17 protein-coding genes are annotated in these 14,773 nt (G+C 66.6%); 7 read left to right on the plus strand and 10 right to left on the minus strand.

All coding sequences use genetic code 11. From position 1 onward, the window contains the following. Window positions 1-124: 124 nt before the first annotated feature. The gene (gene meaB, locus ACQP0C_RS16740; protein WP_433733799.1) at window positions 125-1,126 is read left to right on the plus strand and encodes a methylmalonyl Co-A mutase-associated GTPase MeaB; all 1,002 of its coding nucleotides are present in this window, start codon (window positions 125-127) and stop codon (window positions 1,124-1,126) included. 35 nt (window positions 1,127-1,161) lie between these two features. Here meaB and ACQP0C_RS16745 read toward each other — a convergent pair whose 3' ends face one another. Then, entirely contained in the window at window positions 1,162-1,758 is a 597-nt protein-coding gene (locus ACQP0C_RS16745; protein WP_433733800.1) for a TetR/AcrR family transcriptional regulator, read from the minus strand. Window positions 1,759-1,806: 48 nt separating this feature from the next. Here ACQP0C_RS16745 and ACQP0C_RS16750 point away from each other — a divergent pair, with 48 nt between their 5' ends. Continuing rightward, window positions 1,807-2,208 carry a nitroreductase/quinone reductase family protein gene (locus tag ACQP0C_RS16750; protein WP_433733801.1) on the plus strand — a complete coding sequence of 134 codons (402 nt, stop codon included), beginning with the start codon at window positions 1,807-1,809 and terminating at the stop codon, window positions 2,206-2,208. Between the two features lie 29 nt (window positions 2,209-2,237). After that, window positions 2,238-2,399, plus strand: coding sequence for an L-2-amino-thiazoline-4-carboxylic acid hydrolase (locus ACQP0C_RS16755; protein ID WP_433734573.1), 162 nt, complete (start codon window positions 2,238-2,240; stop codon window positions 2,397-2,399). 18 nt (window positions 2,400-2,417) lie between these two features. Here ACQP0C_RS16755 and ACQP0C_RS16760 read toward each other — a convergent pair whose 3' ends face one another. From ACQP0C_RS16760 to ACQP0C_RS16775, 4 genes are all read right to left on the minus strand, one after another. Continuing rightward, window positions 2,418-3,842, minus strand: a complete 1,425-nt coding sequence (locus ACQP0C_RS16760; protein WP_433733802.1) for a metallopeptidase — start codon at window positions 3,840-3,842, stop codon at window positions 2,418-2,420. After that, window positions 3,839-4,744 (minus strand): Rv0361 family membrane protein, encoded by a 906-nt coding sequence (locus ACQP0C_RS16765; protein ID WP_433733803.1) that lies wholly within the window; start codon window positions 4,742-4,744, stop codon window positions 3,839-3,841. The genes ACQP0C_RS16760 and ACQP0C_RS16765 overlap by 4 nt, the downstream gene beginning before the upstream one ends. Before the next feature lie 65 nt (window positions 4,745-4,809). Continuing rightward, complete coding sequence (locus tag ACQP0C_RS16770; RefSeq protein WP_433733804.1) at window positions 4,810-5,688, minus strand: Rv0361 family membrane protein; 879 nt, start codon at window positions 5,686-5,688, stop codon at window positions 4,810-4,812. 388 nt (window positions 5,689-6,076) lie between these two features. After that, window positions 6,077-6,571, minus strand: coding sequence for a MarR family winged helix-turn-helix transcriptional regulator (locus ACQP0C_RS16775; protein WP_433733805.1), 495 nt, complete (start codon window positions 6,569-6,571; stop codon window positions 6,077-6,079). 118 nt (window positions 6,572-6,689) lie between these two features. Here ACQP0C_RS16775 and ACQP0C_RS16780 point away from each other — a divergent pair, with 118 nt between their 5' ends. Next, window positions 6,690-7,331: an NAD(P)-dependent oxidoreductase gene (locus tag ACQP0C_RS16780; protein ID WP_433733806.1), complete on the plus strand. Its 642-nt coding sequence runs from the start codon at window positions 6,690-6,692 to the stop codon at window positions 7,329-7,331. A gap of 3 nt (window positions 7,332-7,334) precedes the next feature. Here the strand turns inward: ACQP0C_RS16780 and ACQP0C_RS16785 are convergent, their stop codons facing one another. The 3 genes from ACQP0C_RS16785 to ACQP0C_RS16795 all read right to left on the minus strand — a co-directional run bounded on the left by ACQP0C_RS16785 (window position 7,335) and on the right by ACQP0C_RS16795 (window position 10,508). After that, window positions 7,335-8,216: an amidohydrolase family protein gene (locus ACQP0C_RS16785; protein WP_433733807.1), complete on the minus strand. Its 882-nt coding sequence runs from the start codon at window positions 8,214-8,216 to the stop codon at window positions 7,335-7,337. Then, a complete protein-coding gene (locus ACQP0C_RS16790; protein WP_433734574.1) occupies window positions 8,213-9,238 on the minus strand; it encodes a nucleoside hydrolase in 1,026 nt (341 codons plus the stop codon). The genes ACQP0C_RS16785 and ACQP0C_RS16790 overlap by 4 nt, the downstream gene beginning before the upstream one ends. Window positions 9,239-9,299: 61 nt before the next feature. Beyond that, the gene (locus ACQP0C_RS16795) at window positions 9,300-10,508 is read right to left on the minus strand and encodes an FAD-dependent monooxygenase (protein WP_433733808.1); all 1,209 of its coding nucleotides are present in this window, start codon (window positions 10,506-10,508) and stop codon (window positions 9,300-9,302) included. 102 nt (window positions 10,509-10,610) lie between these two features. On the opposite strand from ACQP0C_RS16795, the gene ACQP0C_RS16800 reads away from it, so the two are divergent. Then, window positions 10,611-11,183, plus strand: a complete 573-nt coding sequence (locus tag ACQP0C_RS16800; RefSeq protein WP_433733809.1) for a TetR/AcrR family transcriptional regulator — start codon at window positions 10,611-10,613, stop codon at window positions 11,181-11,183. Window positions 11,184-11,295: 112 nt separating this feature from the next. Here the strand turns inward: ACQP0C_RS16800 and ACQP0C_RS16805 are convergent, their stop codons facing one another. Then, complete coding sequence (locus ACQP0C_RS16805; RefSeq protein ID WP_433733810.1) at window positions 11,296-12,642, minus strand: CoA transferase; 1,347 nt, start codon at window positions 12,640-12,642, stop codon at window positions 11,296-11,298. 44 nt (window positions 12,643-12,686) lie between these two features. On the opposite strand from ACQP0C_RS16805, the gene ACQP0C_RS16810 reads away from it, so the two are divergent. Together ACQP0C_RS16810 and ACQP0C_RS16815 are read left to right on the plus strand one after the other, a co-directional pair. Further along, window positions 12,687-13,592, plus strand: a complete 906-nt coding sequence (locus ACQP0C_RS16810) for a dienelactone hydrolase family protein (protein ID WP_433733811.1) — start codon at window positions 12,687-12,689, stop codon at window positions 13,590-13,592. 40 nt (window positions 13,593-13,632) lie between these two features. Then, window positions 13,633-14,424 carry a thioesterase II family protein gene (locus ACQP0C_RS16815; protein WP_433733812.1) on the plus strand — a complete coding sequence of 264 codons (792 nt, stop codon included), beginning with the start codon at window positions 13,633-13,635 and terminating at the stop codon, window positions 14,422-14,424. Here ACQP0C_RS16815 and ACQP0C_RS16820 read toward each other — a convergent pair. Continuing rightward, a complete protein-coding gene (locus tag ACQP0C_RS16820) occupies window positions 14,364-14,753 on the minus strand; it encodes a DUF2784 domain-containing protein (protein ID WP_433733813.1) in 390 nt (129 codons plus the stop codon). The two genes, ACQP0C_RS16815 and ACQP0C_RS16820, sit on opposite strands and share 61 nt — an antisense overlap. Between the last annotated feature and the right edge of the window lie 20 nt (window positions 14,754-14,773).

Below are 14,773 nucleotides of genomic sequence, written 5' to 3' on the forward strand. Positions count from 1 at the left end.
CGATGGGGGGCGGTGGTCGGGTGACGGGTGGGCTTCCAGCATCGCGTAGCGATTCGATGGGGGGCGATGGTCGGGCGACGGGTGGGCTTCCAGCATCGCGCAGCGGTTCGATGGGGGCAGCCGGGTGACGGGCGGGTCGAAGCGCGTCATTGATGTCGATGCACTCGCGCAGGCGGTCCGCTCTCAGGAGCGGGCCGCCATTGCCCGGGCCATCACCCTGGTCGAATCGACCAGGGCCGATCATCGGGAGCTCGCACAGCAATTGCTGCTGCAACTGACCCCGCCCACCGATACCGTCACCTCGAATCGTGTTGGTATCACCGGTGTTCCCGGCGTCGGCAAGTCGACCTTCATCGATGCCCTCGGCATGGATCTGATCGGCAAGGGGCATCGGGTCGCGGTACTGGCCGTCGACCCGTCCTCCACCCGCACCGGGGGTTCCATCCTCGGTGACAAGACCCGCATGGCGCGACTGTCGTTGGAGCGCAACGCCTATATCCGTCCGTCGCCGACCGCGGGCACGCTCGGCGGCGTCGCCAAGGCGACCCGCGAAACGATCGTGCTGCTCGAGGCCGCGGGCTACGACGTGATCCTGGTGGAAACCGTCGGTGTCGGCCAGTCCGAGGTGACCGTCGCGAATATGGTCGACGTCTTCTGCTTCCTCACCCTGGCCCGCACCGGAGATCAGTTGCAGGGCATCAAGAAGGGCGTCCTCGAACTCGCCGATCTGGTCGCGGTCAATAAGGCCGATGGCAAACACGAGATCGAGGCCAAGGCCGCCGCCCGCGAACTGGCCGGGGCGCTGCGCCTGATCCATCCGCACGACGCGCTGTGGCGCCCACCGGTGCTCACCATGAGCGGGCTGGAAGGCCATGGGCTGGACAAGTTCTGGGATACGGTGCTCGAACACCGCCGCGTCCTGACCGAGGCGGGCGAATTCGCCGAAAAGCGTCGCCGCCAGTTGGTCGATTGGACCTGGACCATGGTGCACGATCAACTCCTGCGCCGCCTCGCCGAGAACCCGAACGTCAAAGCCATTCGCGCGCAAGTGGAGAAGCAGGTGCGCGAGGGCACGCTGACCGCGGCGTTGGCCGCTGAACAGCTTCTCGACGCCTTCGATAGCTGAAGCCGAGGCCCCGGCAAGATCCCGCACGTCTTCGGCTAGACGGCAGCGAGTTGGGCGGTCAGCGCCCCGGCGAGTGCGGCGGCACCTTCGGCGTGTAGAGCATTGGGCTGGAACAGGATTCGGTACCACAGCACGCCGAAGGCCTGTTCGACGGCCAATTCGATCGGTGCGGCGGCGGGGATCTCGCCGCGCGATCTGCTCTGTTCGATGACCTCGGTCAGTGCGGCTCGGCGGCGGGCCAGGAAATCGCGCAGGGCCTGTTCGAGGTTCGCGTCGTCCTGGGCGGCGATGACCGCGGCGATCAGGGCTTGGCGGTTGCGTTCGGTGCGCGCGGCGGCGAAGGTCTCCCGGAGAAAGATTTCGACGTCCTCGCGCAGGGTGCCGGTATCGGGAATCGCGACGGTCTGTTCGGCCGAGTGGACCAGCGCATCGAGTAGGACCGCGTCCTTGGACGGCCACCAGCGGTAGATGGTCTGACGACCGACGCCCGCGTGCGCGGCGATGCGGTCCACCGTGACACCCGAACTCCCGTATTCGGCAAGGAGTTCGGCGGCGGCGGCCACAATCGCCGCCCGCGCCGCGTCATTGCGGCGGGATCCGGTGTGCGCTCGAGTGCTCGCGTTTTCGGCCATGCCCGATCCTACCTTGACGAGACTGACAGTCTCGACAACACTCGAAGCATGACTTCACCGGCTAACAATTCCTGGCGGCTGCGTCTCGATCGCGCCTTCCACCGCCGCCTCGCCAACCCGATCACCACACGCATGCGCGACCAGATCCTGCTGGAGACCACCGGGCGCAAATCCGGTGAACCGCGGCGCACCCCGGTCGGCGGAAAGGTGGTGGGGGAGCAGTTCTGGATGGTCTCCAACCATGGCGAGCACTCCGACTACGTGCGAAATATCAAGGCGGACCCCGCCGTTCGCGTACGCATCGATGGCCGCTGGCACAACGGCGTGGCCCATCCGCTCCCCGACGACGACGCGATCGCCCGCCTGGCCACCCTCCCGCGGATGAACAGCGCCATGGTCCGCGCCTTCGGCACCAATCTCCTGACCATCCGCATCGACCTGACCGACTGACGAGTTGCCGAACCGGCGGCCGCAGTGGCATCCCCGCGAGGGGCAGAACGGAACTCACCACCGAGATGTGCGAATTCGACGCGAACTGGATCGACGTCATCGATCCGCGGGCGCACGGCTTCCGTTTCCAGCGGACTACCACGATCGGCCTCGGCGGCTCCCACTGTCCGTTCCATTTCGACCGCACCTGACGTCGTAGGCATCGTTGCCTACCGCGCGTCGGTGTATGTGTTGTCGCAGGCCGTGCGACCGTGCTTCAGGCCGAGCTGGTAGGCCTCGATGCGAGCGAAACCGCTGGGCACCGAGAGGCCGTCGACGTTGCTGGCGACCAGCCCGTCTCGCAGCAGTCCGGCCAGAGCTTCGTCCACGTCGCCTTGGGACAGTACGCTGCCCGGCTGGTCGCCCCTGGCCAGGGCATCGGTGTAGACGCCGGTATAGCACGCGACGTGCAGTGCGGTCGTCTGCTCGGACAGTGATCGGCCCGAAGCCTTTTCGACCGCCAGCAGTGTGCGAGAGGCAACCAGTGCGTAGGCATCGAAGTCGCCACGGGGCATCAGACTATCGACCTTGCGCCCGCGTTTCACCAGCCCGGGCATGTCGATGCCGATGGTGTTGGTGGACGGGCAGTACGAGACCGGTGTGGTTTCGTGCGCGTCCGGGCAGCCCCGGATCGCACCGGTGTATTCCACCTTGGGCCTGTCCTTCAGTTTGAACAGCTGGGCGACGAAGTCGATCTCGGCCTGCACCGAATCCCGGGTGATCTCCTGCTCGCCGGTTTCTGTGGAGCTGAAGATGGCTGGCAGATTGCCGCGGCGTGCCGCGATTTCGGCATCGTCGATCCTGCTGCAGGCGTTCGCGCCATCGGAGAAGCCGAGTTGCAGGGCACTGGCCCGCTCGAATCCATTGCCGTGCTCGAACGGCATCGTTCCGATGTAGTAGCCGTCACTCAACGACATTGCCGCGACGATCACATTGTTCAGACCGTTGGCGGTGTTGAGGGTGAAGCGGGTGGACTTGCCCTCGGCAACGGATCTCAGATAAGAACCCGCGAAGCAGTCGGCCTGCTGTTCACGCACGATGGTCGTCGTGGAGTCGTTGACCAGCCTGGCCTGATCCTGGATCGCGTGTCCGTACTCGTGGGCCAGAATGTATGGGACGGTCTCCGCCCCGAACTGGGCGTACATCGAAACCAGGCTTCGGTCCCACGCGATGAGTCGGCCCTGCTTGCAGTCACTGGTGTAGAAGGCGTTCGCTTTACCGGCAACGGATTCGCCGCAGACGGTCGCGGCCGCATCATCGGAGTCGTAGGAGACGTGGTGGTCGACCGGAATGAACTGGCGGCCGAACATCTTGGGGTACTGGACGCGCCAGAAGTCCTCGACATCGGCGACCGCGTTCGCCGCCAGCTGGTCGCCCGGTGTGCCGGTGAACCCGTCCACCGTGATCGCGGGTGGCGGCACGTGCTCGCGCAGGCCGCTGGGCCCGTCCGCGACCGGCAGGCCCGCGACCTTGGTCGCGTCGTAGCCGGCGCGCACGGATGCGGCGGGATCGTTGCCGCAACCAGCGACCAATGCGAGCGCGGTTATCGGGACGAACGTCGCCAGTAAACGTCGGCGGAAGGTCCGGGCGTTCATCGGTGCGCACCCCCGGTCAGGACCGTGTTGAGCACAGCGGAATCGACAATCAGCCACCGCTCGCCGATGCGCTCGAGCACGAAGGTCACGCGCCGCGTCACATCGCGCTGCTGAATGGTCACTGTGATACTCGCCGAATCGCCGTTGACGACCGTCCGGTCGACCGAGCGGACCACGGTACCTTTCAGCGCCCCCAGGGTCTCGGCATCGATGTTCGTAATCTTTTGTGCGGCAGCGAGATCACCGGTATTCGCCGCATCGAAAAGGTTCTCGATCGTCTGCCGCACATCGGCCTCATCCGACAGCTGGATCCGCTTGCGTTCTGCGGCGGGATCGCTGGGCAGCTTGCTGATCCGCCATGCTCCGTTGATCAGGGTCAGTTCGACCCGCGGGTGCTCGTCGCCGATATCGGCCACGTCGCCACCGATCGAGTGGCCGGTCATGGCGACCCGCGCGCGATCGCCGTCGATGTCGACATCGTCGAACCAATTGACCACGAAGCGGCCGTTCTGGGCCGTCACCTGCTTGGCGTAGTTGGCGAACGCGGTCGGCTGTACGTCGAATTCGGCCTTGGCCACGTCGTCGGTGACGTCGGCGCGGACCTTCGCCAGATCACCGCGCTGCCAGTCGGCGTAGTAGTTGTCGATAGCGGCGCGCACCCGCATTTCGGCGGTCGGCCCGGACTCACTCGGGTGGGTGAGCAGGTAGGTACCGCCTGCCGCGGCGCTCGCGGCCGCGACGACAGCAATGCTGCCCAGCGCGATGAGTGTCCGCCGCTTCCGTTTGCGTGCAACGGGATTCACGGGCACGGGCGTCGGCGTCAGCGTTGATGTCGGTGCCGGTGCCGGTGCCGGTGTCGGTGCCGGCGGCAGCGGCTCCGCGAAAGCGGGTGGAGTGGACATGATGGATCCTTTCGGCATTGCGAGGTCGGTGCGGGGCAGCGGGGCGTTCGCGCCAGAGTGCGGGCTCATCGGCTGATCACTGTGGAGTCGGACAGCTTCCATTCGCCGAAGATCCGTTCCAGGGTCAGCTCGGCGACGTACTTGCCGTCACGGTCCTTGCCGGTGACCGTGACCGTGGCAGAGTCACTGCGGACCACGACTTCGTCGACGGATTCGAGCGTGCCCCAGCTGCGCAGGATCCGCGCGAACTGATCCGGTGACGTACCGACGATCGTCTGTGCGACGGGGCCGTCGCTCAACGCGGCAAGTCGCTCACGATCGCGGTCCGCGAGGGCGTTGTAGAACTTCGTGACGACGTCACGTACGGCTTGTTCGGTGGCCGCCTGCTCCTGCTTGGCTCTGGTCGCGGGATCGTCTTCCGGCCCCTTGCACAGCTTCCAGTCGCCATCGACTCGGGTCAGCGCAAAGCTGGTGTGTTCTACGCTCCTATCGTCGCGATCCATATGCCCGGACACCGTGGCGCGTGCACGATCACCCGAAACCTCGACGGTGTCGAACCCGTCGATCGTGTATCGCCCGTTCTTGTCGTTGTCCAATCGAATCAATGCGGCAAACTGTCCGGGCGAGTATTGCGCCAGCGCCTCCGAATACTCGGCGCAGAACGCGGAGCGCACTCGACCGATATCGCCGTCCTGCAATGCGGCCGACGCGGTTCGGACCGCTGCTTGTACGCGATCCTCCTCGGTGGGCCGGTCCAGGTGCGCCCGAACCGGGAAGTACGCGCCCGCCCCGATACCGCCCAATACCAGCAGCGATACCGCACCGATCAGAACAGCCCTTCGACCGCGGCGACTCGGCGTCGACCGGCCAGCCGGCGTGCCCTGCTGCATTGGACCATCCGGCGGGATGGTGGGGGCTTGCAAATTGTTCTCGGACTCGGACATACCTTTCCTCCCGGTTGTGACCACTGCCACTAATTTCTGCAGATGGAAGCCCGCCGTTAACGGTCAGCAATCTGTTATGTCCGTGCGGTTTGCCGACCGATCGGCGAGCGATCGCACCTGTTAACGAGTCCTACTGGGATTGCGAAATTCGAGAATGGCCGCTCAGGAATCGCGGCGAGCGAGCAACTCCGATGCATGTCGAGCGCAATGTCGGCTACTGCTCGGATGAGTTCGATCCGTAGCGGAAGAAGTCCTGGTCTACGCGGGCGGTGCCGAAGTCGTTCCTCGGAGTCGCCGACGGAGCTGAAGCCCGGCCGAGCCTCGGTCCGGATGGCAGAAAACTGTCTGCCGAACGCCGCTCGGCTGACGTGCGGCCAGGCTGACGGGGTCAGACCGAATCGCCGTGTGCCTCGAGCAGGGTGCACAAGGCAGACGCCAGCTGCTTGCGTTGGGCAGGTGTCAAAGGTTCGAGCAGGCGTGCCTCGGTGGCAACGTGGTCCGGCAGTGCCGCATCGATGAGTTCGCGGCCCGCGTCGGTGAGCGTGACGTGCACGCCCCGCCCGTCGTATTCGCTGCGCGCACGGCTGACGAGGCCGCGTTCCTCCAGGCGGTCGAGGCGCTGGGTGACCCCGCCCGAGGTGATCATGGCCGAGCGCATGAGTTCGGTGGGCGTGAGGCGGTGGGGTGGGTCGCTGCGGCGCAGGGTGGCGAGGACATCGAAGGAGGCGGCGTCGAGTCCGTGCGCGGCGAAGGTTTTGCGCAGCTCCGCGCCGACGACCTGGGACAGTCTGGTCAGCCTGCCGAGCACGGCCATCGGCGAGACGTCCAGGTCGGGACGCTGTGTACGCCATTGGTCGAGCACCCGTTCGACATGATCGGTCACGTCCGCAGCCTAGCGAATACCTCACCGGTGAGGTATCTCATAATCCGGAATTGCTTAACGCTAAGCTATGTTTCTTAGAGCTAAGCAATTACCGTCCCCCGATGAAAGGCGAATCATCATGCGTATCACCGTGTTCGGAGCGACGGGCGATGTCGGCAGTCGGATAGTGGCCGAGGCGCTGGACCGCGGGCACGAGGTCACCGCGGTGGTCCGGGATCTCGCGCGGGCCCGTGCGGTGCCCGCCGCGGCGACGCTGCGCACCGGAGATGCCGCGAACCTCGACGATGTCGTATCGCTCAGCGCGGGCCAGGATCTGGTGATCACCGCGACCCGCCCCGCACCCGGTCACGAGCAGGAACTGCCCGCGATCACCTCCGTGCTCCTGTCCGGTCTGGCGCGCACCGGCGTCCGCCTGCTGGTGGTCGGGGGCGCGGCCACCCTGGTCGTGCCCGGCGCGGATCCGCTGACCCTGCACGAAAGCCCGGAGTTCCCGGATGAATTGCGTGCCATCGCACAGGCCTGCGCCGACCAATTGGCAATCTGCCGCGCCGAAACCACTGCCGACTGGACGTATCTGAGCCCGCCCGCCGAACTGGTACCGGGACAGCGCACCGGCAACTACCGCGTCGGCGCCGACGAACTGCTCACCCGCGCCGACGGCGTCTCGACCATCTCCATGGAGGATTTCGCGGTAGCGCTGCTCGATGAGGCCGAGCGGCCCGTGCACCGCCGGACCAGATTCACGGTCGCAGGGGCCTGAGCGCTACTGGATCCCGAAGAGGCGGGCGGCGTTTCGGTAGCAGACCTGTTGCAGCCAGGCGTCGCCCAGATCCAGCCGTTCCAGCGAGTGGATCGAATGGCCGTAGGAATAAGGGATATTCGGGAAGTCGCTGCCGAACAGAATCCGGTCACCGAAGTGCCGCAACCTGCCGTGTTCCGAGGTGGGGAAGGGGGCGTCGGCCTCGGTGAAATCGGTCCACACCATTGTCGTGTCAAGATACACACCCGGGTATTCCTCTGCCAGGTCCAGGAATTCGGAGTATTCGGGTGTGCCCATATGTGCGATGATCAGGCGCAGGCGCGGAAACCGTTGCAGCAGACCGGCAATGGGCTCGGGTCCGGTGAATTCGCCGGGTGTCGGGCCGGAGCCGCAGTGGATCAGCGCCGGTATCTGTGCATCCTCCAGCATGCCCCACACCGGATTCAGCAGCGGATCACCGGGATGGAAGTCGCCGACCTGCACATGGACCTTGAATATTCGGGCACCGCGTTCAATGGCCGCCTCCACGTAACTGTCGGCGTAATGTTCGGGATAGAACGTCGCGGTGTGCAGGCAATCCGAGGTGCGCTCGGCGAATTCGGCGGTCCATTCGTTGAGCCAGGCCGCCATATCGGGTTTATGCGGATACACCAGCGAGGTGAATGCGCGAACACCGAAGCCGCGCAATGTCTTCAATCGGACCTGCTCATCGTCGCGGTAGGCGATGTGCCACTCCCTGCCGATCAGCGGACCGGCCGAATCGAAGTACGCCCATACCTTGGCCATGACCTGCTCCGGCATGAAATGCGTATGGACATCGATGATTCCGGGCAGGTCGAGTCGGGTGCGGAACTCGGCGAGATAGGTATTGTCGTCGCCCGTCATTGCGCGCCTTCCGGATAGATCGCGCGAGCGAAGTCGCCGACCCTGGCGATCAGTCGCTCGAAGAACACTTCGGGTTCGGTGCCGATGACAATGTCGGCGTTGGGTTCCCGGCCCCACATGCCAGCCCAGTCCGCCACCGTCGTCGCGCGCGTAAGGGTGCCGACGAGTTCCACATCGACCGTGGCCGGTCGGGTGCTGGCGAGTGCGGGATCCAGCGCGACGGCCGCCGCGAACGGGTCGTGCATATGCGCGAGATAGCCCTGGTCGTAGAGTTTGTGGAAGTCGAAATAGAACCGGACCGCATCGGTGAAATGGCGGACGATGGGATTGCTCGTCGCCGATCTTGCCTCCGGCGGATCGGTCTCGGAAACCATCTCGACGGGCAGGCTGCCCGCGCGCTCGGCGAGCTGGGCCACATGCTTGGGTCGCATCTCGATGGTCTCGGTGATATCGAGTGCGCATACGATGGGCCGTCGATCGGCGGGGGCGGCGGAGAAGGCGTCGAAGACCTCCTTGGCCGCCTCCGGGTCCACGTGCACATTCCATTCATTGGTCGGGGTGGTATTGCCGGGATGGTTGAAGGCCCCGCCCATGATCACCAGCCGCCGCAGCAGCAGTGGCAGTCGCGGTTCGAGCCGAAGGGCGAGTGCGAGATTGGTCAGCGGTCCGGTGCAGAGCCCGATGATCTCGCCAGGTGCCGCACGCACCAGATCGACCCACATCTGCGCCGCGGACCGGGCCGAGAGCGAACGACCGGACGCCGGCAGTTCCGCATAACCGACGCCCTGCGGTCCGTGCGTGTCCTCGGTGGTGCGCAACGGAATCGCGAGCGGCGCCGCGGCACCGAGCGCGACCTCGATCTCGGGGGCCCGGCACACATCGAGCCAGGCGAGATTGTTCGCCGCCACCTGTGGCGCGGGCACATTGCCCGCGGTGGCGGCGATCCCCACGATCTCGGCCTCCGGGGAGGCGAGCAGATACAGCAGCGCGAGTGAATCATCGATGCCGGTATCGACGTCCATAATGATCTTTTGCCGCACCTGTCGAGCCTAGCGAGCCGCTACCGCCGCCTCGCCGCGAGGCTCAGTAGGAGGGCAGCATGTAGTCGTCGGTGTCGGTCATCATCTTCATCATTACCGGCCGGAGCACTCGCGAGGTCATGAGCCGCATGGTCACGTGCGCCATGCGCGTGCCGATGCGCGAGGTCGGCAGCATCATCTTGATGCCACCGCCGGGCAGTTCCTTGGCCTTGTCCAGGAACGGCGTGACGATCTCGGCGTAGCGGGTCTGCGCCTTCGCGAGATCGTCAGGGGCGGAGGCGATTTCACCGGCCAGGACGTACGCGCCGACAATGGCCATCGCGGTGCCCATGCCGGTCATCGGGGATCCGCAGAAGCCGGAGTCGCCGAGCAGGGTGACCCGGCCATTGGACAGCGACGGCATATCGACGCGGGCCAGCATGTCGAAGTAGAAGTCCGGGCTGGTGCTCATCGCGTCCAGTACGGCGGGCGTCTGCCAGCCCGCATCGGCCAGCGCGTCGTGGATGAGCCGGTGCTGCGCGGCTACATCGCGGCGCAGCGCCGGATCGGCTTCGGTGCGCACGGTGATGATCGCCTTCGAGGTCGCCGGATCGGCATCCGGTCGAATCGCGACCGCGGCGCTGGGCACCGTATGCATCTTGAACCAGCCGGGCTCGGTTGCGGCGGGCGTCGGGATGGTGAAGAAGGACATGTACCCGCCGAGATAGGTGAGGAACTGCTCCTCCGGACCGAAGGCGAGCTGCCGGGTCGCCGAATGCACCCCGTCGGCGCCGACGACCAGATCGAAGCGCTCGGTGCGACCCGACGCGAAGATGACGTCGACCCCGGTGTCGTCCTGCCGCAATCCCTCGATCCATTCGCCGTAGCGGTAGTCGAGTTCGCCTGCCGTGCTGGCGAGTTCGGTGAGCAGCACCTGATTCAGATCGCCCCGGGTGATCTCGATATCGGCCACCGGCCCCTTGCCGTCGAACATGTCCGCGGGCATCCTGGCGAACTCCCGGCCGTGCTCATCGACGTAGGCCATACCGCGCTCGTCGAGCTGGTATTCGCGGATGCCCGGCATGATTCCCATCCGCTCGGCGATCTCGCGGCTCGGCCCGCGCAGGTCGACGGCCTGACCGCCGGGGCGCGGCTTGGGGGCGCGCTCGACGACGGTGGTTCGGATGCCCGCGCGCAGCAGTTGCAGCGCGAGCGCGTTGCCAGCGATACCGCCGCCGCTGATCAGGATGTGGAGGGTGTTGGTGGTGCTCATGGCCGTGCCCATTCTGTCGGACGAATGTGTTAGACAAATGTGTAACACAAAGATGGCACGAACGTCTAGTACAAATGTCTGAGTCAAGTGTAGGCTGAGATCATGGGAAATCGGGAAGACCTGTTGGCGGGAGCGCGTAAGGCCATCATCGAACGTGGCGTGGCGAAGACGACCGCCCGTGATATCGCCGCGGCGGCGGGTGTGAGCCTGGCCGCGATCGGCTACCACTTCGGCTCCAAGGATCGGCTGATCACCGAGGCGCTGGCGCAGGCGCTCGGCACCGATATCGGTGACCGGATGGAGGCGCTGATCCGCGACGGCGCCGGTCAGTCGCCGCTGGCGGCGCTCACCCGGTTGTGGGACGGAATGCCGCAGGTCTTCGAGGACAACCGCGAGGGCATGCTGGCCAGCCTGGAGAATCTGGTACGGGTTGCGCGGACACCGGAGTCGAAGACCTATATGGACGACAGCCTCACCGGTGCCTACGCAGACATCGCTCGGGCCCTGCGGGAATCTCGCCCGGATCTGGATCAGGACACCGCCGAGGCGATCGCCGAACTGTATTTCGTACTGACCCAGGGGCTCGGCATCCTGTGGACCATCACCAGTGGCAACAACCTGCCCGACGGTGCGCGACTGGCCAAGGCCATCGCGGCCCTGGCCCGCGAGTCCTGACCGGTCAGGACTGATCCGACGGCGCTCCGGCCGGAATGTGGCGCAGCCGCAGCACCGAGATCACCGAAAGTGCCAGTGCGGCAATGGAGCCCGGAGCGGGTCCGCGCGGGTGCTACCGCGTTGGCAAGGGCCAAGCGGGCCGGTCCGCGCCGTACCGCGGTGCGGGCCAGGCGTAGTCCGGATATTCGGCGAGTACCGGCGCAGCGGTGGTGATGTTGCCGTGGTTGACCGCCGACATCGGATTCGGCGACGCGGCCTGCGGATGCCGTGGGGTGCGGCCCGACGCGTCGAGCAGCCAGGACGCGGTGCGCGCCAACGCCACTCGGACATCGCGTCCGATGCCGTCATGGGCGCGGGCGACGAGTGCGTCGATCACACCGGCGGCGAGCAGATAGCCCGAGGCGTGGTCGAGTGCCTGCGCGGGCAGCGCCCCCGGCACTGCGGGTGCGCCTTCGATGATCGATATACCGGCTGCGGCCTGCACAATGCTGTCGAATCCGCGGCGTCGGCCCCAGGGGCCGGATTCGCCCCACGCCGATATCCGACCGTGCACCAGGCCGGGACGACGGGCAGCTGTCAGTCCGGCATGTTCCAGCGCGCCGGGCCGATATCCGGTGATCAGCACATCGGCCGCGGCGAGCAGATCATTGACCACCGGTAGCTGCGCGCGCAGATCGAGCAGCGTCGAGCGTTTGCCCTGGCAGGTGTCGTGGTACTGCCAGGGGATTTCGGGTAGTCGCGGCGGGTCGATCCGCAGCACATCGGCACCGAGCAGTGCCAGCGTTCTGGTGGCCACCGGTCCGGCGATCACGCGGGTCAGATCGAGCACCCGGACACCACGCAATGGCTGTAGCGGCGATGCGCCGATCGGCAAGCCGATCTCGCCCCGATCGATCCGGGTATCGATCGCCACCAGCGGACCCGATGCGGCGGCTTGCCCTTGCGCAGTGGCCGCCCACTCCGCTTCGGTGCGCACCTGTACCGCGATCGCGCCGTGCGCGGCGGCGAGTTCCTCGACATCGCTGGCGCGGCTCATCGCCATCTGGGCGACCGCCAGATCGACGGGCGCGTCATCGGGAAGTCCGAGCGCGGCGAGCAGTCGCGCGCGATGGTGTGGGTAGTTGGCGTGGGTGCGGACCCAGCCGTCGAAGGTCGGGAAGAATCCGGATAGGTCGGCGAATACCGACGCGGGCGCGCCGCCGATGCGCAGCAGACGCTCACTGGAGAAGGCGGCGGTGATCCGGTCCGGATCCAGCCGGTGCGCCACCGGATTCAGGTGGTGTACGTCGCGTATGCGGTTGGCCGCCGCCGTCACCGCGGCCACCGATCCAGCGGCCAGCGCCCAAACCGGCAGCGTCGCAGCCAAACAGCCGCCCGGATCAGCGGAGGGGGTGGTGTCGGAGGCCGGGACACCGATTCCGGCTTCGTAGTCACGGACCAGCTGTTCGTGCGCAATCACGAGACCGAGAGTAGTTGTTGCACGGCAGTAGTATGGTCGGGGCCATGACGCCGCTGCAGCGTTACATAGCCGAAGAGATTGCCACCGATCACGCCGACGGATTGATCGGCCGCCGCGAAGCACTGCGCCGACTGGGGCTGCTCGGGGTCGGCGCCACCGCGGCGGTCGCCCTGCTCGCCGCCTGCTCGAACAGTGGCGATCAGGCGAACTCCACGTCGACGGGCTCGACACCCGCGCAATCCTCGGCCCCGCCGGGTGTGAACGGCGCGGTCGCAGCCACCGCGATCACCTTTCCCGGCCCTGGCGGGCGTCAGCTACAGGCCGCATGGGCGGCCGCCGCGCAGCCGCGCGGAAGTGTGCTGGTCATCCACGAGAACAAGGGCCTGACCGACCATATCCGCTCGGTGACAGGACGTTTCGCGGGTGCCGGATACTCCGCACTCGCCGTGGATCTGCTCTCCGAACTGGGCGGCACCGCCGCCTTCAAGGATCCGGCGGCCGCCACCGCCGAACTCGGCAAGATCGCGCCGGAGCAGTTCACCGCTGATCTGCAGGCCGGAATCGCCGAACTGGAGCGCCGGGTACCGGGAAAGAAGGTCGGCGCCACCGGGTTCTGTTTCGGCGGCGGTCTGGTCTGGCTGCTGCTGGCCGCGGGCACCCCGCAACTCGCCGCGGCGACACCGTTCTACGGCCCCTTCCCAGAGAATGGGGACCTGTCCGGCTCGAAGGCCGCGGTGCTCGGCATCTACGCCGCCAAGGACGAACGGGTGATCGCCTCGCGACCCACCGCGGAAGCGGCGCTCGACCGCGCTGGCCTCACCCACGAGATCTACGTCGCCCCGAACGCGGACCACGCCTTCTTCAACGACACCGGCCCTCGCTACAACCCGACCGCCGCGGCCGAGGCCTGGCGACGGGTCCTGGATTGGTACGGAACATATCTCGGCTGAAACGCCGCGGGCCGCATACCGATATCGGGGTCGGGGCACAGTGACGAATCTTTCGACGGAGAAGGAGATCGACGTGGGCAAGGCCATTGTCGCGACGGACTGGCTGCGAGTGCTGCGCGCGCATCCCGCGCCGCGCCGCCAGCTGCTGTGCTTCCCGCCGGGCGGTGGTTCGGTTACCGCGTATCGCGCACTGGCCGAACAGCTCGACGATGGCATTGCCGTCGTGGCCGTGCAGTACCCGGGGCGGCAGGACCGGCTCGGCGAGCCCGCCATCGACGATATGGATACCCTCGTCGATCGGATCGTGGAGGAGGTGCTGGATCAGGGCCCGGTGCAGCAGCTTTCGCTGTTCGGTCACAGCATGGGCGCGACCGTGGCCTTCGAAACCGCGCGCCGCCTCGAGCGCAAGGGACAACCCGTGACGACGCTGTTCGTATCCGGCCGTCCCGCACCGACTTTCGTCGAGCCGGGTCGGCTGCACCTGGGCTCCGATGACGATCTGATCGGCGATCTGGAGCGCCTGGCAACCGATCCCGCATCGGTCCGGATCCTGCGCGAGGAACCGAGCCTCGCCGAACTGGTGCTGCCGGCCGTGCGCAGCGACTACCAGGCCATCGAGACCTACCGCTACCGCGAGGGCGCCGCACTGGCCTGCGATGTCTCGGCCCTGGTCAGTACCGACGATCCGACCATGACACCGGAGCAGGCCCGAGACTGGCGCGAGCACACCCGCGGCGCCTTCGCGCACACCGTCTTCCCCGGCGGCCACTTCTACTTGGACGACAAGGTCTCCGAGGTCGCCGATCTCATCGCCCGCACCCTCCAGACGTAGCCGACCCAGGACACCACCACGCACACCGCGACCAGCGCGCGCACCAGCCCCAAGGCATTTTCCGGATAGATCACCCCGGTCAGGTAGTGGTCGATGAACCCGCTCGGCGGGAGTCCGGCCACACCCGCCCGATGCCGCGCCCAATTCTCCAAATTCGTGAGCGGACAGACGAATCCGAACAGAATCGTGCTGAACCCCCACCCGAACGCGAGCAGATGCAGCCAGATGGTGCGCGGCCAGCGCCACGCCATGAACCCACCGACCACCACATACGCCACGAACGCGAAATGCACCGCGGCGGTGGCATCGGCCAGCAGCCGATACAGCATATGCCCAGCGTAGTCCCGCA

The sequence above is a fragment of the Nocardia sp. CA-129566 genome, assembly GCF_050956075.1.
GTDB lineage: Bacteria > Actinomycetota > Actinomycetes > Mycobacteriales > Mycobacteriaceae > Nocardia.

Excerpts from the sequence above, each read along its gene's own strand:
- ACQP0C_RS16760 (WP_433733802.1), bottom strand. The coding sequence starts at position 3,842 with ATGAACGCCCGGACCTTCCGCCGACGTTTACTGGCGACGTTCGTCCCG.
- ACQP0C_RS16785 (WP_433733807.1), bottom strand. The coding sequence starts at position 8,216 with ATGACGGGCGACGACAATACCTATCTCGCCGAGTTCCGCACCCGACTC.
- ACQP0C_RS16780 (WP_433733806.1), top strand. The coding sequence starts at position 6,690 with ATGCGTATCACCGTGTTCGGAGCGACGGGCGATGTCGGCAGTCGGATA.
- ACQP0C_RS16800 (WP_433733809.1), top strand. The coding sequence starts at position 10,611 with ATGGGAAATCGGGAAGACCTGTTGGCGGGAGCGCGTAAGGCCATCATC.
- ACQP0C_RS16810 (WP_433733811.1), top strand. The coding sequence starts at position 12,687 with ATGACGCCGCTGCAGCGTTACATAGCCGAAGAGATTGCCACCGATCAC.
- ACQP0C_RS16820 (WP_433733813.1), bottom strand. The coding sequence starts at position 14,753 with ATGCTGTATCGGCTGCTGGCCGATGCCACCGCCGCGGTGCATTTCGCG.
- ACQP0C_RS16750 (WP_433733801.1), top strand. The coding sequence starts at position 1,807 with ATGACTTCACCGGCTAACAATTCCTGGCGGCTGCGTCTCGATCGCGCC.
- ACQP0C_RS16765 (WP_433733803.1), bottom strand. The coding sequence starts at position 4,744 with ATGTCCACTCCACCCGCTTTCGCGGAGCCGCTGCCGCCGGCACCGACA.
- ACQP0C_RS16795 (WP_433733808.1), bottom strand. The coding sequence starts at position 10,508 with ATGAGCACCACCAACACCCTCCACATCCTGATCAGCGGCGGCGGTATC.
- ACQP0C_RS16790 (WP_433734574.1), bottom strand. The coding sequence starts at position 9,238 with ATGGACGTCGATACCGGCATCGATGATTCACTCGCGCTGCTGTATCTG.
- ACQP0C_RS16770 (WP_433733804.1), bottom strand. The coding sequence starts at position 5,688 with ATGTCCGAGTCCGAGAACAATTTGCAAGCCCCCACCATCCCGCCGGAT.
- ACQP0C_RS16745 (WP_433733800.1), bottom strand. The coding sequence starts at position 1,758 with ATGGCCGAAAACGCGAGCACTCGAGCGCACACCGGATCCCGCCGCAAT.